Annotated in this window: 20 protein-coding genes and 1 pseudogene; 4 read left to right on the top strand and 17 right to left on the bottom strand. The window is 70.4% G+C overall.

The window, feature by feature from the left end; genetic code table 11:
• The first annotated feature begins 16 nt into the window (after positions 1-16).
• On the top strand, positions 17-376 hold the full coding sequence (locus BLR46_RS12660; RefSeq protein ID WP_093252871.1) for a DUF3054 domain-containing protein: 360 nt from the start codon (positions 17-19) through the stop codon (positions 374-376).
• Here BLR46_RS12660 and BLR46_RS15625 read toward each other — a convergent pair.
• A pseudogene (locus BLR46_RS15625) lies at positions 311-1,941 on the bottom strand (HAD-IA family hydrolase). The gene BLR46_RS12660 and the pseudogene BLR46_RS15625 overlap by 66 nt on opposite strands.
• The gene (metH, locus tag BLR46_RS12650; protein ID WP_093252868.1) at positions 1,934-5,407 is read right to left on the bottom strand and encodes a methionine synthase; all 3,474 of its coding nucleotides are present in this window, start codon (positions 5,405-5,407) and stop codon (positions 1,934-1,936) included. The pseudogene BLR46_RS15625 and the gene metH overlap by 8 nt, the downstream one beginning before the upstream one ends.
• Before the next feature lie 77 nt (positions 5,408-5,484).
• Here metH and BLR46_RS12645 point away from each other — a divergent pair, with 77 nt between their 5' ends.
• Positions 5,485-6,318: a PAC2 family protein gene (locus BLR46_RS12645; protein ID WP_093252866.1), complete on the top strand. Its 834-nt coding sequence runs from the start codon at positions 5,485-5,487 to the stop codon at positions 6,316-6,318.
• Between the two features lie 16 nt (positions 6,319-6,334).
• On the opposite strand, the gene rpe is transcribed toward BLR46_RS12645, so the two are convergent.
• The 14 genes from rpe to efp form a co-directional block, all read right to left on the bottom strand.
• A complete protein-coding gene (gene rpe, locus BLR46_RS12640) occupies positions 6,335-6,988 on the bottom strand; it encodes a ribulose-phosphate 3-epimerase (protein WP_093252863.1) in 654 nt (217 codons plus the stop codon).
• 27 nt (positions 6,989-7,015) lie between these two features.
• Positions 7,016-8,353 carry an RsmB/NOP family class I SAM-dependent RNA methyltransferase gene (locus BLR46_RS12635; protein ID WP_093253276.1) on the bottom strand — a complete coding sequence of 446 codons (1,338 nt, stop codon included), beginning with the start codon at positions 8,351-8,353 and terminating at the stop codon, positions 7,016-7,018.
• Positions 8,317-9,225: a methionyl-tRNA formyltransferase gene (fmt, locus tag BLR46_RS12630; RefSeq protein ID WP_093253274.1), complete on the bottom strand. Its 909-nt coding sequence runs from the start codon at positions 9,223-9,225 to the stop codon at positions 8,317-8,319. The genes BLR46_RS12635 and fmt overlap by 37 nt, the downstream gene beginning before the upstream one ends.
• On the bottom strand, positions 9,222-11,174 hold the full coding sequence (locus BLR46_RS12625; protein ID WP_093252862.1) for a primosomal protein N' family DNA-binding protein: 1,953 nt from the start codon (positions 11,172-11,174) through the stop codon (positions 9,222-9,224). Before BLR46_RS12625 ends, fmt begins: the two co-directional genes overlap by 4 nt.
• Before the next feature lie 2 nt (positions 11,175-11,176).
• Entirely contained in the window at positions 11,177-12,367 is a 1,191-nt protein-coding gene (gene metK / locus BLR46_RS12620) for a methionine adenosyltransferase (protein WP_176761773.1), read from the bottom strand.
• Positions 12,368-12,458: 91 nt separating this feature from the next.
• Positions 12,459-12,821, bottom strand: coding sequence for a DNA-directed RNA polymerase subunit omega (rpoZ, locus tag BLR46_RS12615; RefSeq protein ID WP_425441404.1), 363 nt, complete (start codon positions 12,819-12,821; stop codon positions 12,459-12,461).
• Positions 12,815-13,369: a guanylate kinase gene (gmk, locus tag BLR46_RS12610; RefSeq protein WP_093252859.1), complete on the bottom strand. Its 555-nt coding sequence runs from the start codon at positions 13,367-13,369 to the stop codon at positions 12,815-12,817. Before gmk ends, rpoZ begins: the two co-directional genes overlap by 7 nt.
• Before the next feature lie 10 nt (positions 13,370-13,379).
• Complete coding sequence (gene mihF / locus BLR46_RS12605) at positions 13,380-13,691, bottom strand: integration host factor, actinobacterial type (RefSeq protein WP_093252858.1); 312 nt, start codon at positions 13,689-13,691, stop codon at positions 13,380-13,382.
• Between the two features lie 104 nt (positions 13,692-13,795).
• The gene (gene pyrF / locus BLR46_RS12600) at positions 13,796-14,590 is read right to left on the bottom strand and encodes an orotidine-5'-phosphate decarboxylase (RefSeq protein ID WP_093253267.1); all 795 of its coding nucleotides are present in this window, start codon (positions 14,588-14,590) and stop codon (positions 13,796-13,798) included.
• Entirely contained in the window at positions 14,587-15,618 is a 1,032-nt protein-coding gene (locus BLR46_RS12595) for a quinone-dependent dihydroorotate dehydrogenase (protein ID WP_093252856.1), read from the bottom strand. Before BLR46_RS12595 ends, pyrF begins: the two co-directional genes overlap by 4 nt.
• A 3-nt stretch (positions 15,619-15,621) precedes the next feature.
• Complete coding sequence (gene carB, locus BLR46_RS12590) at positions 15,622-18,918, bottom strand: carbamoyl-phosphate synthase large subunit (RefSeq protein ID WP_093252855.1); 3,297 nt, start codon at positions 18,916-18,918, stop codon at positions 15,622-15,624.
• Complete coding sequence (gene carA / locus BLR46_RS12585) at positions 18,918-20,036, bottom strand: glutamine-hydrolyzing carbamoyl-phosphate synthase small subunit (protein ID WP_093252853.1); 1,119 nt, start codon at positions 20,034-20,036, stop codon at positions 18,918-18,920. Before carA ends, carB begins: the two co-directional genes overlap by 1 nt.
• Positions 20,037-20,049: 13 nt before the next feature.
• The gene (nusB, locus tag BLR46_RS12580) at positions 20,050-20,478 is read right to left on the bottom strand and encodes a transcription antitermination factor NusB (protein WP_093252852.1); all 429 of its coding nucleotides are present in this window, start codon (positions 20,476-20,478) and stop codon (positions 20,050-20,052) included.
• A 2-nt stretch (positions 20,479-20,480) separates the two neighbouring features.
• Positions 20,481-21,038, bottom strand: coding sequence for an elongation factor P (efp, locus tag BLR46_RS12575; RefSeq protein WP_093252850.1), 558 nt, complete (start codon positions 21,036-21,038; stop codon positions 20,481-20,483).
• A 189-nt stretch (positions 21,039-21,227) separates the two neighbouring features.
• On the opposite strand from efp, the gene BLR46_RS12570 reads away from it, so the two are divergent.
• Complete coding sequence (locus BLR46_RS12570) at positions 21,228-21,434, top strand: CsbD family protein (RefSeq protein ID WP_093252849.1); 207 nt, start codon at positions 21,228-21,230, stop codon at positions 21,432-21,434.
• Between the two features lie 46 nt (positions 21,435-21,480).
• Here BLR46_RS12570 and BLR46_RS12565 read toward each other — a convergent pair whose 3' ends face one another.
• Complete coding sequence (locus tag BLR46_RS12565) at positions 21,481-22,182, bottom strand: FadR/GntR family transcriptional regulator (RefSeq protein WP_093252847.1); 702 nt, start codon at positions 22,180-22,182, stop codon at positions 21,481-21,483.
• A 141-nt stretch (positions 22,183-22,323) separates the two neighbouring features.
• Between BLR46_RS12565 and BLR46_RS12560 the strand changes: the two genes are divergently transcribed.
• On the top strand, positions 22,324-23,985 hold the full coding sequence (locus BLR46_RS12560) for an L-lactate permease (RefSeq protein WP_093252845.1): 1,662 nt from the start codon (positions 22,324-22,326) through the stop codon (positions 23,983-23,985).
• The last annotated feature ends 2 nt before the right edge of the window (positions 23,986-23,987 follow it).

Raw genomic sequence — 23,987 nt, 5'->3', positions numbered from 1 at the left:
ACTTATAGTGGCCGACATGATGCGCGTCGTGCCGCTGGCAGTAGATCTCGTCTTCGTCCTCATCTTCGCGGCGATCGGGCGGGCGAGCCACGGGCTGAGCGCTCTAGGCATCCTATCCACCGCGTGGCCGTTCATGCTCGCCTGCATCACCGGCTGGATCGTCGTCGCCGCGCTGGGCGAGCGCGGGTTCGGGGTGCGCTCCGCGCTCGTCGTCTGGCTCGTCACCTGGCTGGGCGGGATCGCCATCCGGCTGACCGCGGGCGACACGGCCGAGACCGCGTTCATCCTCGTCGCCGCGCTCGTCCTCGCCCTACTCCTGTGGGGCTGGCGGCTGGCCTACCACTTCTTCCACCGGTCCCGTCGCCCCGCCAAGTGACGGCGGCACGTTGAGCGGGCGCGGGCCCGTGTAGTCGGCGCCGTACGCGCCGGGCGCGGGCCGCCGCTTGCGCATGGGTGCCCGCTGCCCCGGAGCCAGCCTGCGGCTGGTGAGCAGGAAGCCGGTGTGGCCCGTCGTGCCGTGTCCCGGGCGGATGGCCAGCCCCTCCGCGTGCCAGTCCCGGACGGTCGTCTCGGTGGCGTGCGGTTCCGTGAAGCCGCCGTGGGCGCGCAGGGTGTCGGCCACCCGGCCCAACTGGGTGGCGGTGGCGACGTAGCAGCAGATCATGCCGCCGGCGACGAGGCGCTCCCCCACCGCGTCGATGCACTCCCACGGCGCCAGCATGTCGAGGATCGCGCGGTCGATCGGCTCGTCCGAGATGGACTCCACGAGGTCGCCGACGGTCAGCGTCCAGGCCGGGTGCGGTCCGCCCAGGAAGGTCTCGACGTTGCGCCTGGCGACGTCGGCGAACTCTTCCCGGCGCTCGTAGCTGCTCAACCTGCCCTCCGGGCCGATCGCGCGCAGCAGCGCAAGGGTCAGCGCCCCCGACCCGACGCCCGCCTCCAGGACGCGCGCGCCGGGGAAGATGTCGGTCCACATCACGATCTGCGCAGCGTCCTTCGGGTAGATGACCGCCGCCTCGCGGGGCATCGTCACCATGAACTCGTGCAGCAGCGGCCGGAACGCCAGGTACTCCATGCCCCCCACCGACCGGATGGTGACCCCCTCGGGGCCGTCGATCAGGTCGTCGTGGGAGACGGCGCCCTTCGTGGTGTGCCACACGGCCCCGCGGCGCAGGACGAGCGACTTGCGCCGCCCCTTGGTGTCGGTGAGCGTGACGCGCTCACCTTCCTGCAGCGGGCCGGACTTCACTCCGGAGTATTGCAACTGGTCTCCTTGAGGGTTCGCCAGACGTAGGTCAGATCCGCGAGACTAGTGGTCTCGAGGGCGTCGGGCGAAATGTGCATGCGCGGATGCGGCGGCAGCTTCACGAACTGCGGCACCGCGAACACCAGGCCGCCGGCGTCGAGCGCGGCCCGGCTGCCCGGGACGGAGTCCTCCAGGATGATCGCGTCGAGCGGGTGGATGCCGAGCCGCTCGAAGGCCATCAGGTAGGGGTCCGGGTGCGGCTTGCTGCGGGGCACGTCGTCCGCGGTGATGATGAACTCGAACACCTTCGGCAGCCGCTCCTTGGCGGCGTCGATGATCTGGCCGTTGCTGGCCGTCACGACCGCCGCGCGGGTGCCGGTGCGGTCGAGTTCGTGCACGAGCGACCGCACGCCCGGGAGGAACGGGAGTTCCTCGCTGCGTATCCTCTCGGCGATCCTGCGGTGCAGCTCGTCGTAGAAGGCCTGCGTCTCGTCGGGGCGGCCGGCGGCCTGGGCCATCTGCTTCGCGGACAGGGTGGCCGGCTGACCGATCTTGGCGCGCATCATCTCGTCGCTCCAGATGACGCCGTACTCGGCCATCATCTCCTGTTCGGTCCCGGCCCAGATCGGCTCGGTGTCGACGAGGGTGCCGTCGAAGTCCCAGATGACGGCGGTGGGGGCTGCTGGACTAGGCACTGAAGTACTTCGCTTCCGGGTGGTGCAGCACGAAGGCATCCGTGGACTGCTCGGGATGGAGCTGCAGTTCCTCGCTGAGCTCCACTCCGATCCTAGAGGGGTCCAGCAGTTCCACGAGCTTCGCCCTGTCCTCCAGCGACGGGCAGGCGGGGTACCCGAACGAGTACCGGGACCCGCGGTAGCCCTGCTTGTGCAGCGCCTCGTCGCGGGTGCGCTCCTCGTGGCTGTAACCGAGCTCGTCGCGGATGCGCCAGTGCCAGTACTCGGCGAGCGCCTCGGTGAGCTGCACGGACAGGCCGTGGAGCTCGAGGTAGTCGCGATACGCGTTGGCCTCGAACAGCTTCGCAGTGGCCTTCGCCACCTCCGAACCCATCGTGACGAGCTGCATCGGGAGCACGTCCGGGCCCAGTTCGGCGGCCTCCTCCTTGTCGCGGAAGAAGTCGGCGATGCACAGCTTCCTGTCGCGCCGCTGACGCGGGAACGTGAACCGCGTGATCTCCCGCTCCGGGTCGTCGGGGTCGCCGACGATGAGCGTCTCGTTCTCGGAGTGGACCGGGTAGTAGCCGTAGACGACGCCGAAGTTGCCGAGCGACTCGGTCTTGATGCGGTCCAGCCACATCCTGAGTCGCGGCAGCGCCTCCTGCTCGACGATCTCCTCGAACGTCATCCCGTCGCGCTGCCCGCGCAGGCCCCAACGGCCCATGAACGTGGCCCGGTGGTCGAGCCACTCGAGGATGTCGGCCAGCGGGATGCCCTTCACGACGCGGCTGCCCCAGAACGGCGGGGTGGGGACGGGCAGCCCGCGGGCGACGTCGGAGCGGACACCCAGGACCGGCTCCTCGATCTCCACCAGCGACGTGGTCGCGGCCACACGGCGGGGCTTGGGTTCGGGCAGCTTGGCTCCGGGGACCCCCTGCTTCACGGCCATCACCGCGTCCATGAGGGCGAGGCCCTCGAACGCGTCCTTGGCGTAGCGCACCTCGCCCTCGAACAGCTCGCCGAGGTCGTGCTCGACGTAGGCGCGGGTGAGGGCGGCGCCGCCGAGGAGGACGGGGTACTTCTGGGCGAGTCCGAGGCGGTTGAGCTCGGCCAGGTTGTCCTTCATGACGAGCGTCGACTTCACGAGCAGCCCGGACATGCCGATGGCGTCGGCGTTGTGCTGCTCCGCCGCCTCGACGATGGCCTGGATGGGCTGCTTGATGCCGATGTTGATGACCGTGTAGCCGTTGTTGCTCACGATGATGTCGACCAGGTTCTTGCCGATGTCGTGCACGTCGCCGCGCACGGTGGCGAGCACGAGCGTGCCCTTGCCGGAGCCGTCGGTCTTCTCCATGTGCGGCTCGAGGTACGCGACGGCGGTCTTCATGACCTCCGCGGACTGCAGCACGAACGGCAGCTGCATCTGCCCGGAGCCGAACAGCTCACCGACCACCTTCATGCCGGCGAGCAGGTCGTCGTTGATGATGTCGAGGGCCGGCTTGTCGGCCAGCGCCTCGTCGAGGTCGGCCTCGAGACCCTTGGCCTCGCCGTCGATGATGCGGCGCTGCAGCCGCTCCGACAGCGGGAGTGCCGCGAGCTCGGCAGCGCGGGACGCGCGGGCCGACGCGGCCGTGACGCCCTCGAACATCTCGAGGAAGCGGTTCAGCGGGTCGTAGCCCTCGCGGCGGCGGTCGTAGATCAGGTCGAGGGCGACCTCCCGCTGGTCCTCGGGGATGCGGTCCATCGGGAGGATCTTCGCCGAGTGGACGATCGCCGAGTCGAGGCCCGCCTGGACGCACTCGTGCAGGAACACGGAGTTCAGGACGATGCGGGCGGCCGGGTTGAGGCCGAACGAGACGTTGGAGACGCCCAGCGTGGTGCGCACCCCGGGGTACTTCCGCTTGAGCTCGCGGATGGCGTTGATGGTCTCGAGCCCGTCGCGCCGGGTCTCCTCCGCGCCGGTGGCGATCGGGAATGTCAGGGTGTCGACGAGGATGTCGCCGACGTTCATGCCCCAGCGGCCGGTGAGGTCGTCGATCAGGCGCGACGCCACGCGCACCTTCCACTCGGCGGTGCGGGCCTGCCCCTCCTCGTCGATCGTCAGCGCGACCACCGCGGCCCCGTGCTCGCGGACCATCGGCATGATGCGGGCGTAGCGGCTCTCGGGGCCGTCGCCGTCCTCGAAGTTGACGGAGTTGATGATGCAGCGTCCGGCCAGCTTCTCGAGCCCGGCGCGCAGCACCTCGGGCTCCGTGGAGTCGAGCACGACGGGCAGCGTCACCGAGGTCGCCAGCCGGCCCGCGATCTCCTCCATGTCCGCGGCACCGTCGCGGCCGACGTAGTCGACGCACAGGTCGAGGACGTGGGCGCCGTCACGCGCCTGCGCCTTCGCGATCTCGATGCAGTCGTCGATGCGGCCCTCGAGGAGTGCCTCGCGGAAGGCCTTGGAGCCGTTGGCGTTGGTGCGCTCGCCGATGCTGAGGTAGCTGGCGTCCTGCGCGAAGGGCACCTCGACGTAGAGCGAGCTGGCCGCCTCCTCGGGTTGCGGGGTCCTCGGCTCGACGGCTCGGCCGCCGAAGCGCTCGACCAGCAGGCGGATGTGCTCGGGGGTGGTCCCGCAGCAGCCGCCGATGAGGCCCAGACCGTAGTCGTCGAGGAACGTGCCCAGCGCGTCGGCGAGCTCGTCGGGCTTCAGCGGGTAGACGGCGCCGTCGGGGGTGAGCTCGGGCAGGCCCGCGTTCGGCATGGCGGCGACGACGCGGCCGAAGCGGCGCGACAGGTGCCGAAGGTGCTCGCTCATCTCGGCGGGACCGGTGGCGCAGTTGAGGCCGATCGAGTCCACGCCGAGGGCGTCGAGGGTGATGAGCGCGGCGCCGATCTCGGAGCCCAGGAGCATGGTGCCGGTGGTCTCCACCGTGACGTTGACCAGGATCGGGAGTTCGATGCCGGCCTCGCTGCGGGCGCGTTTCGCGCCGATCACGGCCGCCTTCGCCTGCAGCAGGTCCTGCGCCGTCTCGATGAGGACCGCGTCGATGCCGCCGCGGATCATGGCGGCCACCTGCCGTTGGTAGGCGTCGCGCACGTCGGCGAACCGGACGTGGCCCAGAGTGGGGAGCTTGGTGCCCGGCCCGACGGAGCCGAGGACGAAGCGCGGCTTGTCGGTGTACTCGTCCGCGACGGAGCGGGCGATGCGGGCGGCCGCCTCGGCGAGCTCCTCCAGCCGGTCGACGATGTCGTACTCGGCGAGGGCGGCGAGGTTGGTGCCGAAGGTGTTCGTCTCCACGCAGTCGGCGCCGGCGTCCAGGTAGGAGCGGTGGATCTCGGCGACCACGTCGGGCCGGGTGACGTTCAGGATCTCGTTGCAGCCCTCGAGACCCTGGAAGTCCTCCTCGACCGTTAAGTCCGTGTAGCCCTGCAGCATGGTCCCCATCGCGCCGTCAGCGATGAGGACCTGTTTGCCGAGAACGTCTTGAAGCCGAATTTCCATGCAGGCCACCTTAACCCGCGCGGAACACGGCCCCGCCGCGGCGACGGCGCGGTGGACGCCCGCGCTACATTAGGGGAATGCAGTTCGAACCTCTGACCGATCTCCGCGACCCCGCCGTCGTGATCGCCTTCAGCGGGTGGAACGACGCGGCCAACGCCGCGAGCGATCTGGCGGAGCGCCTGATCGACGGACTGCCCGGCGACGAGATGCAGCCGATCGACGACGAGAACTTCTTCGACTTCCAGGCGACGCGCCCCGTGCTCAAGCGCGAGGCCGACGGGCCCTGGATCCAGTGGCCGGGCATCCGCCTGCGCCGCGTCCGGCACCCCGAGCGCGACATCGTGGTGGTGCTCGGCCCGGAGCCCAACCTGCGTTGGCGCAGCTTCTGCCAGCTGATGGTGGAGCGCCTCAGCGAGCTGGAGCCGACCCTGGTGGTGGCGGTGGGCGCGATGCTGTCCGACACCCCCCACTCCCGACCGTTCCCGCTCGGCCTGTACGCGGCCAGCGAACAGCTCCAGGACAGGCTCGGCTTCGAGACCTCCGACTACTCCGGTCCCACCGGCATCGTCGGCGTCCTCACCCAGGCGCTGGCGCAGGCCGGCCTGCCCACCGCGTCGCTGTGGGTCTCGGTCCCGCACTACGTCGCGAACCCCCCGAACCCGAAGGCCCAGCTGCAGCTGATGGAGCGGCTGGAGACGGTGCTCGGCGTGACGCTCGACCGCGGCGACCTCCACCAGCAGGCGGAGCAGTGGGTGACCGCCGTCGACGAGCTGGCCGGGCAGGACCCGGACATCGAGCACTACATCGAGCAGCTCGAGGAGGCGCGCGACCAGGAGGTCGTCGAGGAGAACTCCGGCGACAGGATCGCCGCCGAGTTCGAGCGCTACCTGCGGGGCCGCAACGACCGCTGATCGGCCTTCGGCAGCGTCAGTGGCTGCAGGCCCGCACGGCGAGTGCACGGAGCTCGTCGACCATGGCGTTCGGGTCCTCGGCCCGGTAGACCGCCGAACCGGCGACGAACACGTCGGCGCCGGCCTCGGCGCAGCGCTCGATCGTCTCGGTGGAGACCCCGCCGTCCACTTGGACGCTGATGTCGCGCGACCCGATCAGCTTGCGCAGCTGCCTGATCTTCGGGAGGACGAGGTCGAGGAACTTCTGGCCCCCGAAACCCGGCTCGACGGTCATCAGGAGCACCATGTCGACCTCGTCGAGCATGGTCGCCACCGACTCCACCGGGGTGGCGGGGTTGAGCGCGGCCGACGAGCGGGCCCCGAGCCTGCGCAGTTCCCGGGCCAGCCGGACGGGTGCCCGGGCGGCCTCGATGTGGAAGGTCACCGACTGCGCGCCGGCCTCGGCGTACTGGGGCGCCCACACGTCGGGGCTCTCGATCATCAGGTGCATGTCGAGCGGGAGGTCGGTGTGCTTGAGCAGCGACTCGACCACCGGCAGCCCGATGCTGAGGTTGGGGACGAAGTGGCCGTCCATCACGTCGACGTGGACCATGTCGGCATTCGAGATGCGGCCGACCTCGGAGGCGAGGTTCGCGAGGTCGGCGTTCAGGATGCTCGGCGTGATCTTCATGACCGCCAGCCTATCGCGGCGGCCTCCTCAGCGGGTTCGCCGGATGAGGGCGAGGAACATGGCGTCGGTGCGGTGGCGGTGCGGCCACAGCTGGACGAAGTCGCCGTCCGCCGCGTCGGGGACCTCCGGCAGGTGCGCGGGCGCGTCCAGCAGCTCGACGTCGTCGCGGGCCCCCATCACGGACGCGACGATGTCGCGCGTCTCGGCGCGGTGGGGCGAGCAGGTCGCATAGGCCACCACTCCCCCGGGCGCAACGGAGTCGATGGCGGAGTCGAGCAGGCCGCGCTGCAACCCACCGAGGACCTCGACGTCCGCCGACGAGCGGCGCCACCTGGATTCGGGGCGACGGCGCAGCGCCCCCAGTCCGGTGCACGGCACGTCGGCCATGACCCTCGCGAAGGTGCCGGCACGCCAGGCGGGGCGTGTCCCGTCGGCGACCACCACGGGCGCGTCCGGGTAGGCCTGGAGCGCACCACGAACCAGCGTGGCGCGGTGCTCCTGGACCTCGTTGGCGAGCAGCCAGGTGCCGGCCTCCCGGGCGAGCCCGGTCAGCAGGGCCGCCTTGCCGCCCGGGCCGGCGCAGACGTCCAGCCAGGGGCCGGCGGGCGCCGCCGCCCGGGACAACGCCAGGGCGACGAGCTGCGACCCCTCGTCCTGGACGCCGGCGCGCCCCTCCCGGACCGCCGGCACGTCACCGGGCGCCCCGGCGACGGTGGCGCCGAAGGGCGAGTACGCCGTCGGTTCCCCGCCCAGTTCGTCGACGGTGGCCAGCCCCGGGCGGACGACCAACGTCGGGACCGGGGCCACGTTGTCGGCGGCCAGCGCCGCCTCCAGTTCCCCGGCGGGCAGCACGTCGGCGAAGGCCTCCGCCACCCACACCGGATGGTGCCCGCGGATGGCGGCCGCGGTGAGTTCGTAGGCGCCGGAGGCGGCGTCGGCGAGCCACTCGTCGAGGCTGCGTCGGGCGATCTTCCGCAGGACCGCGTTCACGAGGCCGCTCACGCGGGCGCCGATCCTCTTCTTCGCCAGGTCGACGGTGGCGCCGACGGCGGCGTGCGGCGGGATGCGCATGCTGAGGATCTGGTGCGCGCCGAGGCGCAGCACGTCCACGACCGCGGGCTGGAGGGTACCGAGCCGGCGTCCGGCGGCCGCCTCGATCACCAGGTCGTAGCTGCCCATCAGCCGGCAGGTCCCGGACACGAGCTCGGTGACGAACGCCGCATCGCGGCTGGGGAGCTGCGCCGTGGCCAGGCGCTTGGACAGCGCGAGGTTGGCGTAGGCGCCCTCGGCGGTCACCTGCCGCAGCACGTCGAAGGCGACGGCGCGGCTCACGAGAGCACCCCGGACACGCCGCCGCGAGCCCAGTCGACGGCTGCCATCCGGCGCTTGCCCGGTGCCTGGACCTCGAGGAGCTCGACCGCCCCGTCGGCGGTGCCCGCGAACACCTGGCGCTTCGTGACGACGAGTTCCCCGGGGGCGGCGGACACCCCCTCCGCGACGCTCGCGCGGTAGAGCTTCAACCGGGTGCCGTCGAGTTCGCACCAGGCGCCGGGATCCGGCGAGCACCCCATGATGTGGTTGCGCACCTCGGCGGCGGTGCGCGCGAAGTCGACGCGTGCGTCGTCGCTCGTGAGCTTCGCGGCGACGGTGACGCCCTCCTCGGCCTGCGGCACCGGCTCGGCACCGCCTTCGATGGCGTCCATGACGCGGACGAGCTGGCGCGCCCCCGACACCGCGAGGCGGGCCAGCAGTTCGCCGGCCGTCTCGTCGGGCATGGGGACGGACTCGACCTCGTACACGGGGCCGGCGTCGAGCGCGCGGACGATCCGGAAGCAGGTGGTCCCCGTCTCGGCATCGCCCGCCATGATGGCCCGCTGCACCGGCGCGGCTCCGCGCCAGCGCGGGAGCAGGGAGAAGTGGAGGTTGACCCAGCCGCGGGCGGGGATGTCGAGCGCCGACTGCGGCAGCAGCGCCCCGTAGGCCACCACCGGGCAGACGTCGGGGGCCAGGTCCCGCAGCTGCCGCTGGAAGTCCTCGTCGCGGGGGTGCGCCGGCTTCAGCACGGGCAGTCCGAGCTCCACGGCCTTCGCGGCCACGGGCGACGCCGTGAGCCGGCGTCCCCGCCCCGCCGGGGCGTCCGGTCGCGTGATCACTCCGACCACCTCGTGCCCGGACGCCGCCAGTGCCTCGAGCGACGGCACCGCCACGTCGGGGGTCCCCGCGAACACCAGTCTCATTGCATGACCTCCGGATCGACCTGGTAGTGCAGGACACCGCCCTGCTTCTTGGCGGACCGGATGGCGGCCGCCGACTTGACCTGTGCGACGAACGCCCGCCCCTGCCGCAGGTCGGCGCGCAGCAGCGCCGCCCACCGTTCCGGCCCCACCTCGGTGGGCCCGAGGACCTCGGCCTCGTCCCAGGAAACATTACGCAGGAACGCGCGCAGGGGCTCCGGTTCGCCGGTGACGCGGGCTGTGCGCACCGTGGGCGAGAGCCTCGCCGAGGCGCGGTCGGCGAGCTCGCGCTCCGCGAGGGCCACCGCGTCGAGCCGGGCGAGCGCCTGGACCGCCGGGTGCAGCTCCGCGCCGACGATCAGCCCGCTGCCGCCCTCCGTCGCGGGCCGTACGAGCGCCAGTGCGTTGAGCCAGCGCCGCATGGCCTCCTCGGGTGCGCGGATGTCAGCCCGGGCGAGCGTCGCGTCGGCGTCGAGCACGAGGAGCCCGGCGTAGCCGCCGGGGACGCGCGGCTCGGCGCCCGGGGTCGCGACGACGAGGGCGGACTCGTCGGGGGCCTCGTCGCGGATGCGGTCCTGGGAGCTGTTGATCGCGAGGACCCCCGGGAACGCGCGGGCCAGCTCCTCGGCCGTGCGCTGGGCGCCCGGGAGCGGGGTGCGGAGCCTGGTGCCGTGGCACTCGCGGCATTCCCACCGCACCGGTCGGTGCCCGCACATGGTGCACTCGGGCTCGTCGCGGCGCCGGGCTCGGAGCATGGAGTCGCATCGCGGGCAGCGGGCGAGGTTGCGGCACCGTTCGCAGGCGAGCGCGGCGGCGTGGCCGGACATGGGCACCTGGACGAGGACGGGTCCCACGGGCAGCTGTGCGCGCAGGAAGCGGAACGCCGCGGAGGGGATGCGCAGCCTGGCCGCCGTGGGGTCGCGCTCGCGGTCCTGCTCGCTCACGGTCCGGACCGGCGCGCAGAGGCGGCGGAGCTCGGCCGGCGGGCGGCGCAGTTCGTGCAGCCACTCCCGCTCCACCAACGCGTGGGTGTCGACCGGGCGGCCGTGGCTCGCGAGGAGCAGCCCCGTGCCCTCCAGCGACGAGCGCAGGATCGCGACGGTGCGGGCGTGGAAGTAGGGGGCACGGAGTTCGACGTGCAGGTCCGAGCCCTCGTCGATCACGACGACCAGTCCGGGATCCGGCACCGGCGCGAAGACGGCGCTGCGCGTCCCCACGACGATGCGGGCCTGGCCCCGGACCAGGGCGAGGTAGTTGCGGTAGCGCGGCGACCGGCCGTGCTCCGCCGCGAGGGTGGCGACGGCCTGCGCGCCGAAGGCCGCCTGGAACCTGGGCAGCGCGCGGTCGAGTTCGCGGATCGTCGGGACGACCACCACGACGCCCCTGCCGGAGGCGAGGGTGGCGGCGGCGGCCTCGATGGCCCCCTCGACGAGGTCGGCGCGCCCCTCGACGGGTGCGGCCTGCCACGCGGCCCGCGGCGACTTCCCGTCGGCGAGCGCTGCCAGGAAGCCGTCGCCCGTCGGGTACTCCGCGAGGACGCCCACCGGCTCCGGCGCCAGCGGGGCCGGCCACTCCCGCTGCGGCGCCTTCTCGGTGGTGGAGTGGCGTGGGGGCACCGCGAGCCGGGCGACGTCCCACCAGACGCCCGCGTAGTGGTCCGCGACCGCACGGATGAGACGGTTCGTCGACGGGGTGAGGACGGGCTCCGACGAGACCACCTTGAGCAGCCGGTCCAGCTCACCGTCGAAGGCGCTGCTCTCGCCGAGCTCGACCACCCAGCCATCGCGCACCAGCCCCGCGAACCGGATCTTCACGCGGCAGCCGGGGACCACGGTCTCGGCGATCGCCTCGGGGACGGCGTAGTCGAACAGCCGGTCGAGGTGCGGGAGGGCGTTGTCGACGGCGACCCTCGCCACCCGACGCCCCGGCACCTCGACCAGCGGGACGGTCATCCTCAGCCCTTGACCGCGGCCGCCAGACGATCGGCGCGGTCGGTACGCTCCCAGGTGGCGTTCGGCACCTCGCGGCCGAAGTGGCCGTACACGGTGAACTCGCTGTAGATCGGGCGCAGCAGGTCGAGGTCGTGGATGATCGCGGCCGGGCGGAGGTCGAACACCTCGAGCACCGCCTCCTCGATCTGCGACTCCGGGACCTTGCCGGTGCCGAACGTGTCGATGTAGAACCCGACGGGCTCCGCCTTGCCGATGGCGTACGCCACCTGCGCCTCGGCGCGGTCCGCCAGGCCGGCGGCGACGACGTTCTTCGCCACCCAGCGCAGCGCGTACGCGGCCGAGCGGTCCACCTTGGAGGGGTCCTTGCCGGAGAAGGCGCCACCGCCGTGGCGGGCCATGCCGCCGTAGGTGTCGACGATGATCTTGCGGCCGGTGAGCCCGGCGTCTCCCATCGGGCCGCCGATCACGAACTTCCCGGTGGGGTTGACGATGATGCGGGGATCATGGCCGTCGAAGCCCAGCCGCTCGAGGACCGGCGTGATGACGAGCCGCTCGATGTCCGGGCGGATCTGCGTGTCGAGGTCGACGCCCGGGTCGTGCTGGGTGGAGACGAGGACGGTGTCGATCCCCTCGGGTCGGCCGTGCTCGTCGTAGCGGACGGTGACCTGCGTCTTACCGTCGGGGCGCAGGTAGTCCAGCGCCTCGCGCTTGCGCACGGACGCGAGTTCCTCGGCCATCCGGTGGGCGATCTCGATGGGCAACGGCATCAGCGACGGGGTCTCGTTGCAGGCGTAGCCGAACATGAGGCCCTGGTCGCCCGCGCCCTGTTGGGCGAAGGCGTCGACGCTGCCGCTGCGGCTCTCGATCGCGTGGTCGACGCCCTGGGCGATGTCGGGCGACTGGGCACCGATCGCCACCGACACGCCGCAGGACGCGCCGTCGAAGCCGACCTTCGAGGAGCGGTACCCGATGCTCGTTATGCGGTCGCGGACGATCTGCCCGACGTTGGCGTAGGCCTCGGTGGTGACCTCACCAGCGACCACCACGAGGCCGGTGGTGATCAGGGTCTCGACCGCCACGCGAGAGGTGGGGTCCTGCGCGATGAGGGCGTCCAGGACGGCGTCGGAGATGGAATCCGCGATCTTGTCCGGGTGACCCTCTGTGACTGATTCGGACGTGAACAGTCGGCTCATGATGGAGCTCCTTCTGCGGCCACAAGCCGCTCGTAACTTTTTGCGGTGGCAACAAGCCACCAAACCCGGCGACGCCGGGAAGTCTGTCAGATCAGGAGGCGGGGTCGGTGTCGTCGAACGGGTTGACGAAGCTGAATGCAGCCTCTTCCGACGGGCGCTCGGCCAGCTCGGCCTCCGGGTCGATCTCCGTGTACTGGAGCATCCCCTCGCGGATCTCGCGCAGCGCGATGCTGAGCGGCTTCTCCTCGGGGGTGGCCGGCACCATGGGGCCGACGTTCTCGAGCAGGCCCTCGCCGAGCTGCGAGTAGTACGCGTTGATCTGGCGGGCGCGCTTGGCCGCGAACAGCACCAGTCGGTACTTCGAGTCGATGTTGTCGATCAGCTCGTCGACCGGCGGATTGGTAATGCCTTCAGTAATGTTCAAGGTGACCTTCTGGCTAGTGGTGATCACAATCCCAGCAAGCTTACCAAAGCCTTCACCGTTTCCCCGACCGTGACGTTCTCGATCACGTGGTCGGCCTCGGAGATCGAGGCCATCTCCTCCCGGGCGGTCTCGAGGCGGCGCGCCCGTCCCGCCTCGTCCTCGGTGCCGCGACCGACGAGCCGGTTGACCAGCTCGTCCCAGGACGGCGGCGTCAGGAACACGAGCTGCGCCTCGGGCATCCGCTCCTTGACCTGGCGCGCTCCCTGCAGGTCGATCTCGAGGATCACGTGCCGCCCGGCCGCGATGGCCTCGTCGACGGGGCGGCGGGGGGTGCCGTATCGGTGGGTGCCGTGCACGACGGCCCACTCGAGGAACTGGTTGTCCGCCACCAGGTCGTCGAACTCCTCCGCGCTGATGAAGTGGTAGCTCTCCCCCGGGATCTCCCCCGGCCGCGGCGGCCGGGTGGTGGCAGAGACGGAGTAGAAGGGTTCTGAGTGCAAATGACGGAGCCGAGCGCAGACGGTTCCCTTACCGACTGCGCTCGGCCCCGAGATGATCCAGAGCTTGGCGGCATTCACCCGCGCAAGTCTAGGCGAAGAACTCCGAGAGCCGCTCGACCTGGTGCCGGCCGAGGCCCCGGATGCGGCGGTTGGCCGAGATCTGCGCCGACTCCAGGATCTCGCCCGCACGGGTGACCCCGACCCGCGGCACGGCCCTGAGGAGGTCGACGACCTTGATCCGCGAAAGCGTCTCGTCGCCCTGGGCCTTCTCGAGTGCCTCCATGAAGGAGAGCTCCTGGTTCTTGACCTGATCCTTGAGTTCTGCACGGGTGCGCCGTGCTTCGGTAGCCGAAGCCCGGGCAGCTGCCAACTGCTCGCTGCTTAGCTTGGGGATCGCCATGAAGATGCTCCAATCCGCCTCTGCGTGGTGCGTAGTTCGTTGTCACGTGGATAGTCCATTGTCATCGCACTGAGGTGCACTAACCGTAGTGCCTGACAGGACAATTACGATAGCAACTCTTCGAACCGCGAGAAAAGCTCTTCCGGTCCGCCCCCGATCACCTGCCGGCTCGCGGTTGGCAGGACGTTGCCGAGGGCGGCGCCGAAGGTGCGGGCGAGGTCACCCATCGTGGCTCCCTGCGCCCCGATGCCCGGTGCGAGGATCGATCCGGTGAAGCCCGAGGGGTCGCAGCCGAGGTCGTGGTGCGTCGCTCCGAGCACGGCGCCGAGGAGCCCGTCGTGCTCCGGGTTGAGGCGGTCGAGCTCGTCGAGGACGTGCTGCGCCACCGACGTGCCGGCGTCGGTGATCGCCCCCTGGACGTGGCCCCCGCCTGGGTTCGAGGTGCGTGCGAGCACGTAGATCCCGCGACCGTGCACCTTGGCCAGCTCGAACGCGGGCGTCAACGTCCGCACGCCGAGGTAGGGGCTGAGCGTGATGGCGTCGGCGGCGAGCGGGGCGCCCTCGGCGAGGTAGGCCGTCGCGTAACCGTCCATGGAGGAACCGATGTCGCCGCGCTTCACGTCGAGGATGGACAGCGCCCCCGCCTCGCGGATGTCCGCCAGGACCCGCTCGAGCACGGCGATCCCGGCTGAGCCGAAGGGCTCGAAGAACGCCGACTGCGGCTTGAACACCGCCGCGCGCGTGCCGAGGCGTTCGACGATGCCGCGCGCCACCCGCTCCAGCCCGTTCACGTCGGCGGCGACGCCCCAGGCGGCGAGCACCGACGGCATGGGGTCGATCCCCACGCAGAGGTTCCCGCGCGCGGAGACCGCCGCTCCGAGGCGCTGTCGATAGGTCATGAGGCTCCCCACTCCTGGATTCCACGGACGAGGGCGGGTCCCTCGTAGATGAAGCCGGTGTAGAGCTGGAGCAGCGCCGCGCCGGCGTCGAACATGCGGGCCCCGTCGCGGGGGGCCATGATGCCCCCGACGCCGATCACCGGTAGGTCCGTCTTCTTGGTGACCCGCTCGACGAACGCCAGTGCGCGCGCGGTCAGCGGCGCCCCGCTCAACCCACCGGCTTCGGACCGCAGCGCGGCGTCGGCGCCCGCGAGGCCTTCGCGCGACAGCGTGGTGTTGGTGGCGATGACGCCGGCCGCGCCGCAGGCGCTGATCACCCGGAGCGTGTCGGCGAGGGCTGCGGCGTCCAGGTCGGGTGCCAGTTTCACGAAGACGGGCAGGTCGTTGAGGGTCGCCGCAGCCGACGTGATGGCGGTGAGCAGCGCCTCCATCTCCGCCGCCGCCTGGAGGGAGCGCAGGCCGGGCGTGTTGGGGCTCGAGACGTTGACGGCCACGTAGTCGGCCACCGGGGCCACGGCTCGAAGGGAGGTGAGGTAGTCGTCGGTGGACTCCTCCAGCGGCACCACCTTGGTCTTCCCGATGGAGACCCCGATCGGAATGCCGAGGGCGAGGTTGCCGCGCGCGGCGCCGTACCCCCGCAGCCGGGCGGCGAGCGCCTCGGCGCCGGCGTTGTTGAACCCCATCCGGTTGACGATCGCCCGCGAGGCCGGGCCGCGGAACAGCCTCGGCCGCTCGTTGCCCGGCTGCGGGCGGGCGGTCACGGTCCCCAGCTCGGCGAAACCGAACCCGAACCGTGCCCAGACGCGGGCGGCGATCCCGTCCTTGTCGAGGCCGGCCGCCAGCCCGACCCGGTTGGGGAAGCGGATGCCGGCGATCGTGACCGGATCGGCCTCGACGGCCCGCCGGGTGGCGGGGAGCGCGCCCAGTGCGTCGATCATCCGCTCATGGACGACCTCGGGGTCGACGCGGAACAGGCCCGTGCGCGCCAGCCGGTACCCGTCGCGCAGCAGCCTGGTCGGGATCCGCATGGCTCAGCGCCAGTCCTGCAGCGAGCGCACGTCGATCTCGCCCCGCTGCTTCGCCTCGATCCCCTGCGCGGCGGCCGCGAGGCCGGGCACGGTGGTGATCAGGGGGACGTCGGCGAGGACCGCGGCCGTGCGGATGAAGTAGCCGTCCTCCCGGGTGCTCTCCCCGGCGCTGCCGCCGTCGGGGGTGTTGAAGATCAGGTCGATCTCCCCCGAGGTGATCAGCTCGGTGATGCTCGGCCGCTGCTCGTCGGCGGTCCGCTCCGAGAGCTTGGTGACCTCCTCGACCTCGACCCCGTTGCGCCGCAGGACCGACGCGGTGCCACGGGTGGCCAGCAGCTTGAAGCCGAGGTCGACGAAGCGGCGCAGCGGCCAGATCGCGTGGCGCTTGTCGCGGTCGGCGATCGAGACGAACAGGGTTCCGCCGGTGGGCAGCGGCCCGCCGCCGGCCGCCTGCGACTTGGCGTAGGCGGTGCCGAAGTTGTCGGAGAGCCCCATCACCTCGCCGGTGGAGCGCATCTCGGGGCCGAGGAGCGTGTCGACGAAGGCACCGCTGCTGGTGCGGAAGCGGTTGAACGGCATGACGGCCTCCTTGACCGCGACCGGACCCCGCGGGTCCATCGTGCTGCCGTCCCCCTCGGCGTCCAGCCAGCCCTCGCTGCGCAGCTGCGCGATCGAGCGGCCCATCATCAGCAGGGCGGCGGCCTTCGCGAGCGACGTGTCCGTCGCCTTGGACACGAACGGCACCGTCCGCGACGCCCGCGGGTTGGCCTCCAGCACGTAGAGCCGGTCGGAGAGCAGCGCGAACTGGATGTTGATCAGCCCCCGCACCCCGACGCCCTCGGCGATGGCCAGCGTCGCCTCGCGGATCTGCCGGATGGCGGCGTCCCCGAGCGTGATCGGCGGGAGCGCGCACGCGGAGTCGCCGGAGTGGATGCCGGCCTCCTCGATGTGCTCCATGATGCCGCCGATGTAGAGCTCCTCGCCGTCGTAGAGCGCATCCACGTCGATCTCGACGGCGTCGCCCAGGAAGCGGTCCACCAGGACCGGCTTGTCCTCGGAGACCTCGGTGGCCTCCTGGATGTAGCGGGCCATCGACTCGTCGTTGTAGACGATCTTCATGCCGCGGCCGCCGAGCACGTAGCTGGGACGCACCAGGACCGGGTAGCCGATCTCGGCGGCGATGGACTTCGCCTCCTCGAAGGAGTGGGCCATGCCGTGCTTCGGGGCCGTGAGCCCGGCGCGTTCGAGCACGCGGCCGAAGGCGCCGCGCTCCTCCGCCAGGTCGATGGCCTCGGGGCTGGTGCCGACGATCGGCACGCCGGCGTCCTTGAGCGTCTGGGCGAGCTTGAGCGGCGTCTGCCCGCCCAGCTGGCAGATGACGCCGGCGACGGGGCCGGCCGCCAGCTCGGCGTGGTAGACCTCGAGGACGTCCTCGGCCGTGAGCGGCTCGAAGTAGAGCCGGTCGGCGGTGTCGTAGTCCGTGGAGACGGTCTCGGGGTTGCAGTTGACCATGACGGTCTCGTAGCCGGCCTCCCGCAGCGCCATCGTCGCGTGCACACACGAGTAGTCGAACTCGATGCCCTGCCCGATGCGGTTGGGGCCCGAGCCGAGGATCAGGACCGCCTCCTTGGTGCGCGGGGGCACCTCGGTCTCCTCGTCGAACGTGGAGTACAGGTAGGGGGTCAGCGCCTCGAACTCCGCGGCGCAGGTGTCGACGGCCTTGTAGACCGGGCGGATTCCCAGGGCGTGCCGGACGCCGCGCACGACGTCGGTGCTGAGGCTCCGCAGCGAGGCGACCTGCTGGTCCGAGAGGCCGTACCGCTTGGCGCGGCGCAGCAGCGCCGGGGTCAGGTCCTTCGCGGACTGCACCTCGCGCGCCACCTCGAGGATGAGCATGAGCTGGTCCAGGAACCACGGGTCGATCTTGGTGGCCTCGAAGACCTGCTCGACGGTGGCCCCGGCCCGGAGCGCCAGCATCACCTTTGCGAGCCTGCCGTCGTGGGGACGGGCGATCTCGGTGAGCAGCTCGTCGACGTCGCCGGGGTCGGACACGAAGTCGAATGGCGCCTTGGGATCTTCCAGCGAGCGCAGCGCCTTGCCGAGGGCCTCGGCGAAGTTGCGGCCGATGCCCATGACCTCGCCGACGGACTTCATGTGGGTGGTGAGCGTCGACTCGGCGGCGGGGAACTTCTCGAAGGCGAAGCGGGGGATCTTGACGATCACGTAGTCGAGCGTCGGCTCGAAGCTCGCCGGCGTCTCCCCCGTGATGTCGTTGGGGATCTCGTCGAGGGTGTAGCCGACGGCGACCTTCGCGGCGATCTTCGCGATCGGGAAGCCGGTGGCCTTCGACGCGAGGGCGGAACTCCGCGAGACGCGGGGGTTCATCTCGATGACGATCATGCGGCCGTCGTCGGGGTTGACGGCGAACTGGATGTTGCAACCGCCGGTCTCGACGCCGACCTCGCGGATGACTGCGATGCCGATGTCGCGCATCCGCTGGAACTCGCGGTCGGTGAGCGTCATGGCCGGCGCTACCGTGATCGAGTCGCCGGTGTGGACGCCCATGGGGTCGAAGTTCTCGATGGAGCAGACGATCACGACGTTGTCCGCCTTGTCGCGCATGACCTCGAGCTCGTACTCCTTCCAGCCGAGGATCGACTCCTCGATCAGGACCTCGGTGACGGGGCTCGCCGCAAGCCCGGCGCCCGCGATGGAGCGCAGTTCGCGCTCGTCATGCGCGAAGCCCGAGCCGACGCCACCCATCGTGAAGCTCGGCCGCACGACCACCGGGTAGCCGAGTTCCTCGGCGGCGGCGATCACCTCGTCCATCGTGTGGCAGATCTGGGACTTGGCCACCTCCGGCGCCCCGCCGGCGATGTAGTCCATCCCCAGGACGATCTCCTTGAAGCGCTCGCGGTCCTCGCCGCGCTGGATCGCCTCGACGGAGGCCCCGATCAGCTCCACGCCGTACTTCTCCAGCACACCGTTGTCATGGAGGGCGACGGCGGTGTTGAGCGCGGTCTGGCCGCCGAGGGTGGCCAGGACTGCGTCGGGGCGTTCCTTCGCGATGACCTTCTCGACGAACTCCGGCGTGATCGGCTCTACGTAGGTGGCGTCGGCGAAGTCGGGGTCGGTCATGATGGTGGCCGGGTTGGAGTTCACGAGGACGACGCGGTAGCCCTCCTCGCGCAGCACGCGGCAGGCCTGCGTGCCCGAGTAGTCGAACTCACAGGCCTGGCCGATGACGATCGGCCCGGAACCGATGACGAGGATCGAGGAGATGTCGGTGCGGCGAGGCATCAGGCATCCTTTCGCATGACGTCGACGAAGCGGTCGAAGAGGTAGTTGGCGTCGTGGGGTCCCGCCGCCGCCTCGGGGTGGTACTGCACGGAGAAGCCGACGAGGTCGCCGTCGCGCCGGAGCTCGAGGCCCTCGACCACTTGGTCGTTGAGGCCGACGTGGCTGACGGTCACCTCACCGTAGGGGGTCCCGACGCTGCCCTCGAGCGGCGCGTCGACCGCGAACCCGTGGTTGTGCGCGGTGACCTCCACCCGGCCCGTGGTCCGGTCGAGCACCGGCTGGTTGATGCCGCGATGGCCGAACTTCAATTTGTACGTGCCCAGGCCGAGGGCGCGGCCGAAGAGCTGGTTGCCGAAGCAGATGCCGAAGAAGGGGATCTCCGCGTCGAGTACGTCGCGCAGCACGGCGACGGGGCCGTCGGCCGCCGCCGGGTCGCCGGGACCGTTGGAGAAGAACACCCCGTCCGGCTCCACGCCCGCGATGTCCTCGTAGGAGGCGTGCGAGGGCAGGACGTGGACCTCGATCCCGCGCGCCGCGAGCTGGTTGGGCGTCATCGACTTGATGCCGAGGTCCAGGGCGACGACGGTGAACCGCTTCTCCCCCACCGCCTCCACGACGTACCCGGCCTTCGTGGACACCTCCGACGCCAGGTCCGCGCCGGTCATGACGGGTTGTGACAGCACGCGCTCCAGCAGCTGCGCCTCGTCGAGGGTGGTGGTGGAGATCCCGACCCGCATGGCGCCCCGGTCGCGGATGTGCCGCGTGAGCGCCCGGGTGTCGATGTCGGAGATGCCGACGATCCCCTGCTCGGCCAGGGCCGCGTCGAGGCTGCGGGTGGAGCGCCAGTTCGAGGGGCGCGGGGCCGGGTCGCGGACGATGAAGCCGGCCACCCAGATCTGGCCGGACTCCGCGTCGTCATCGTTCCAGCCCGTGTTGCCGATGTGTGGGGCGGTCATCAGGACCACCTGCCCGCGGTAGCTGGGATCGGTCAGCGTCTCCTGGTAACCGGACATGCCGGTGTTGAAGACGAGTTCGCCGAACGTCTCCCCCTCAGCGCCGAACGATTGACCACGGAACACGCGTCCATCCTCTAGGACAAGGATCGCTTCAGCACTCATGAGGTACCTCTCGTCAGGTGGCGGTGGGCTTGCGACGGACGGCCCTGGCGAGCAGCCCGTTCAGGAAGGCCGGCGAGTCGTCGGTCGACAGCCAGGATGCGAGTTCGATGATTTCCGAGATCACGACCGAGTCCGGGGTGTCGGTGTGGTCGATCTCGAACAGGCCGATGCGCGCGAGACAACGGTCGACGCGCGGCATCCGCTCAAGCGGCCAGCCGGCGTCGGTGGACTCGGCGATGCGCTGGTCGATGTCGCGCTGGTGCTCGGCCACTCCCTGCACGATGCCGACGGTCAGCTCACGGTAGGGGTGCTCGGCGTAGCCCTGCTGTTCCAACAGGGCGTCGGCAGGATCCTGGCCGCGCATGTCGGCCTGGAACAGGATGTCCAGGGCCGCCTTGCGGGCCTTCGTCTGCGTGGAGAACCGGGGGTCGACGTCGCTCACGCTCAGACGCGACCCAGGTACGAGCCGTCGCGGGTGTCCACCTTGACGCGCTCACCGGTGGTGATGAACAGTGGGACCTGGATCTCCTTGCCCGTCTCCAGCGTGGCGGGCTTGGTGCCGCCGGTGGAGCGGTCGCCCTGCAGGCCCGGCTCGGTGTAGGTGATCTCGAGCTCGACCGAGGCCGGGAGCTCGATGAACAGCGGGGTGGCGTCGTGGAGCGCGACTATGGCGGTCTGGTTCTCGAGGAGGTAGTCCTTGGCGTCGCCGACGGTCTCCGTCGGCACGTAGACCTGGTCGTAGGTGTTGTTGTCCATGAAGACGTAGTCGTTGCCGTCCATGTACAGGTACTGCATCTCGCGGCGGTCGACGGTGGCGGTGTCGATCTTGGTGTCGGCCGGGAACGTGCGGTCGACGATCTTGCCGGTCAGCACGTGCTTGATCTTGGAGCGGACGACGGTGTTGCCCTTGCCCGGCTTGTGGTGCTGGAACCAGACGACCTGCCACAACTGACCGTCGAGGTCGAGCACCATTCCGTTCTTGAAATCATTTGTCGAAACCATGAGAGCTCTCCTCGCGTAGTCCTGCAGCCAGCGTTGGATTCTACCGGCTCCGCCACGTCCCCGGGAAATGCGTCCAATTGGGCGGCGCGTCCAGCGCCGGATCGCGGCCCGGGCCTGATGACCCGACCCGCTTGTATTGTTAGTTTCACTAACGGTCGACCAGCGGCCGTGACGTGAAAGGAGCCACTCATGGGTCTTGGAGACAAGTTCGAGCACAAGGCGGAAGAAATGAAGGGCAAGGCCAAGGAGGGCATCGGCGAGGCCACCGACAACGAGCGCCTCGAGGCCGAGGGCAAGGTCGAACAGGGGCAGGCGAAGTTCAAGCAGGGCGTCGACGACGTCAAGGACTCCGCCGCGGAGGCCTTCAACGATGCCACTGATCGCCACAACCACTGATCACGGCGGAGACGGCGGGTACCCGGGAACGGGTGCCCGCCGTCTCTCATTCCTCCAGGAGGCCGAGCCGCACCGCCGCGGACCGGATGTGGGCCGACATGTGGTCGGACGCGGCCACGCTGTCGCGGCGGGCGATCGCGTCGAAGATCGCGCGGTGCTGCGTAGCCAGTTCATGGCGGAACACGGACCATTCCGGCATCCGCACGGACGCGTCGAGGATCGGCTTCCTCAGCGCCTCCCGGATCGCGGCGGTGAGGTCGCCGATGAGCGGGTTCTCGGCGATCGCGGCGATGGCGACATGGAACTGGGTGTCGAGTTCGTTGAAGGTGGCGAGTTCTTGCGTGGCGTCCATCTCGTCGAGGATCCGCTCCAGGCCAGCGAGCCCCTCGGCCCGCCAGTGCAGTGCGGCGAGCGCCGCCGTGCCGCCCTCGAGCGCGATGCGCGCGACGTAGAGGTCCTTCACCGAGGTGGTCGCGATCGCGAGATGCAACCGGAACATGCGCGACAGCGCCTCGGTCTGGCCCGAAGTGATCCGCGTGCCGCGGCCGGGCCCGGGCAGCGACTCGACGATCCCCTGCGCGCGGAGTTCGCGGATCGCCTCACGCACCGCCCCCCTGCTCACGCCGAGTTGGATCGCGAGGTCGCGCTCGGGGGGTAGTTGCATTCCGACCGGCATCTCTCCGTTGAGAATCGCCGTCTCGAGATATTCGAGGGCCGAACGGTGTGCCCTCGCGTCATCGATGGTCATCTCCCCATGATGCCAGCAAAATGCACCCCCGGTTGCTATTGGTCCAACCCAATGCCGTAGGTTCGCCCTATTAGGTAGTACCATCCGGAACAGGTGCCCTCGGGACACCCGTCTTCCGGACCGAACGATGGAGTTCTTGCGATGTTCCAACCGCAAATCGACCCGGTGGGCGGAAGCCTGCTCTGGTCAGCCCTGGTAGCCATGCTCCCGCTGCTGGTGATGTTCATCACCCTGGGTGGCCTGAGGTGGAAGGCGCACTGGGCCGGCCTCGCCTCCCTCGGCACGGCCATACTGGTGGCGATCTTCGCCTTCCAGATGCCCTGGGACCTGACCCTCCTCTCGGCGACGCAGGGAGCGGTCTTCGGCCTCTTCCCGATCACCTGGATCGTGCTCACGGCCATCTGGCTCTACCAGACCACGGTCGTGAGCGGCCGGTTCGAGGACCTCCGTGCCACGTTCCACCTCATCTCCGACGATCCGCGCGTGCTGGCGATCCTCATCGCCTTCTGCTTCGGCGGCCTCCTCGAGGCGCTGGCCGGCTTCGGCGCACCCGTCGCCATCACCGCCGTCATGCTGATGGCCGTGGGCTTCTCCGCGCTCCGCGCCGCCATGGTCGTCCTCCTCGCGAACACCGCACCCGTCGCCTTCGGCGCCATCGCCATCCCGATCATCACCGCGGGCAACCTGACCGGCATCGACTACCACCAGATCGGCGCCTACGTCGGTCACCAGACCCCCGTGCTCGCCTTCTTCGTCCCCGCCCTCCTCGTGCTCGTGGCCGACGGCTGGCGCGGACTCAAGCAGACGTGGCCGGCGACCCTGGCCATCGGCACCGGCTTCGCCATCGCCCAGTGGGTCTCCGCCACCTACCTGTCGGTGGAACTGGCCGACGTCATCGCCTCGCTGACCGGCCTGGCCGTCGGCGTGCTCCTGCTGCGCTTCTGGAAGCCGAAGGGCGGTGAAGCGGCGTCCGAGCGGATGCTCGCCGAGCGTCGCACCGAGAACACCGCGGCCGTGGCCGCCGAGGCCCCCGCGGGCGGCAACATCGGCGCCGGTCGCATCTTCATGGCGCTGTTCCCCTACCTGCTCGTCATCGTGATCTTCTCCCTTGCGAAGCTCGTCCCTGCGATCACCGCCTGGCTCGCCTCGACCGACGTCAAGATCCAGTGGCCCGGCCTGTACGGCAACCTCCTCAACTCCGCCGGCGAGCCGTCAGCCTCCGCCATCTACAACTTCCAGTGGCTCTCCGGGCCGGGCAGCCTGCTCGTCATCACGACACTGATCACCGCGGCCGTGTACCGCGTGGGTCCCAAGGCGCTGTTCGGTGAACTGTGGGCCACCGTGTACAAGCTGCGTTGGACGTTCCTCACCATCGGCTCGGTGCTCTCGCTCGCCTACGTCATGAACTTTTCCGGGCAGACGGTCACGATCGGCACCTGGATCGCGGGCGTGGGCACCGCCTTCGCGTTCTTCAGCCCGGTCCTCGGCTGGATCGGCACCGCCGTGACCGGCTCGGACACGTCGGCCAACGCCCTCTTCGCCACCCTCCAGCAGACCACCGCCGAGAACACCGGTCTGGACCCCATCCTGCTGGTGTCCGCCAACACCTCCGGTGGCGTGCTCGGCAAGATGATCAGCCCGCAGAACCTGGCCATCGCGGCGACGTCCGTGGGGCTGCTGGGCGGCGAGTCCATCCTGTTCCGCCGCATGATCTGGTGGAGCCTCGGCATGCTCGTCGCCATGTGCCTGCTGATCGGGCTCCAGTCCACGCCGGTCCTCGGCTGGATGCTCCCGAACTTCTGATC

Origin of the sequence: Tessaracoccus oleiagri, from assembly GCF_900103275.1 — a bacterium.
GTDB lineage: Bacteria > Actinomycetota > Actinomycetes > Propionibacteriales > Propionibacteriaceae > Arachnia > Arachnia oleiagri.
This window is presented reverse-complemented; position numbering and strand designations above follow the sequence as displayed.

Bases quoted from the DNA above. Each gene is read 5' to 3' on its own strand.
- BLR46_RS12660 (WP_093252871.1), top strand. From the start codon at position 17: ATGATGCGCGTCGTGCCGCTGGCAGTAGATCTCGTCTTCGTCCTCATC.
- metH (WP_093252868.1), bottom strand. From the start codon at position 5,407: ATGGAAATTCGGCTTCAAGACGTTCTCGGCAAACAGGTCCTCATCGCT.
- BLR46_RS12645 (WP_093252866.1), top strand. From the start codon at position 5,485: ATGCAGTTCGAACCTCTGACCGATCTCCGCGACCCCGCCGTCGTGATC.
- rpe (WP_093252863.1), bottom strand. From the start codon at position 6,988: ATGAAGATCACGCCGAGCATCCTGAACGCCGACCTCGCGAACCTCGCC.
- fmt (WP_093253274.1), bottom strand. From the start codon at position 9,225: ATGAGACTGGTGTTCGCGGGGACCCCCGACGTGGCGGTGCCGTCGCTC.
- BLR46_RS12625 (WP_093252862.1), bottom strand. From the start codon at position 11,174: ATGACCGTCCCGCTGGTCGAGGTGCCGGGGCGTCGGGTGGCGAGGGTC.
- metK (WP_176761773.1), bottom strand. From the start codon at position 12,367: ATGAGCCGACTGTTCACGTCCGAATCAGTCACAGAGGGTCACCCGGAC.
- mihF (WP_093252858.1), bottom strand. From the start codon at position 13,691: ATGGCGATCCCCAAGCTAAGCAGCGAGCAGTTGGCAGCTGCCCGGGCT.
- pyrF (WP_093253267.1), bottom strand. From the start codon at position 14,590: ATGACCTATCGACAGCGCCTCGGAGCGGCGGTCTCCGCGCGCGGGAAC.
- BLR46_RS12595 (WP_093252856.1), bottom strand. From the start codon at position 15,618: ATGCGGATCCCGACCAGGCTGCTGCGCGACGGGTACCGGCTGGCGCGC.
- carB (WP_093252855.1), bottom strand. From the start codon at position 18,918: ATGCCTCGCCGCACCGACATCTCCTCGATCCTCGTCATCGGTTCCGGG.
- carA (WP_093252853.1), bottom strand. From the start codon at position 20,036: ATGAGTGCTGAAGCGATCCTTGTCCTAGAGGATGGACGCGTGTTCCGT.
- efp (WP_093252850.1), bottom strand. From the start codon at position 21,038: ATGGTTTCGACAAATGATTTCAAGAACGGAATGGTGCTCGACCTCGAC.
- BLR46_RS12570 (WP_093252849.1), top strand. From the start codon at position 21,228: ATGGGTCTTGGAGACAAGTTCGAGCACAAGGCGGAAGAAATGAAGGGC.
- BLR46_RS12565 (WP_093252847.1), bottom strand. From the start codon at position 22,182: ATGACCATCGATGACGCGAGGGCACACCGTTCGGCCCTCGAATATCTC.
- BLR46_RS12560 (WP_093252845.1), top strand. From the start codon at position 22,324: ATGTTCCAACCGCAAATCGACCCGGTGGGCGGAAGCCTGCTCTGGTCA.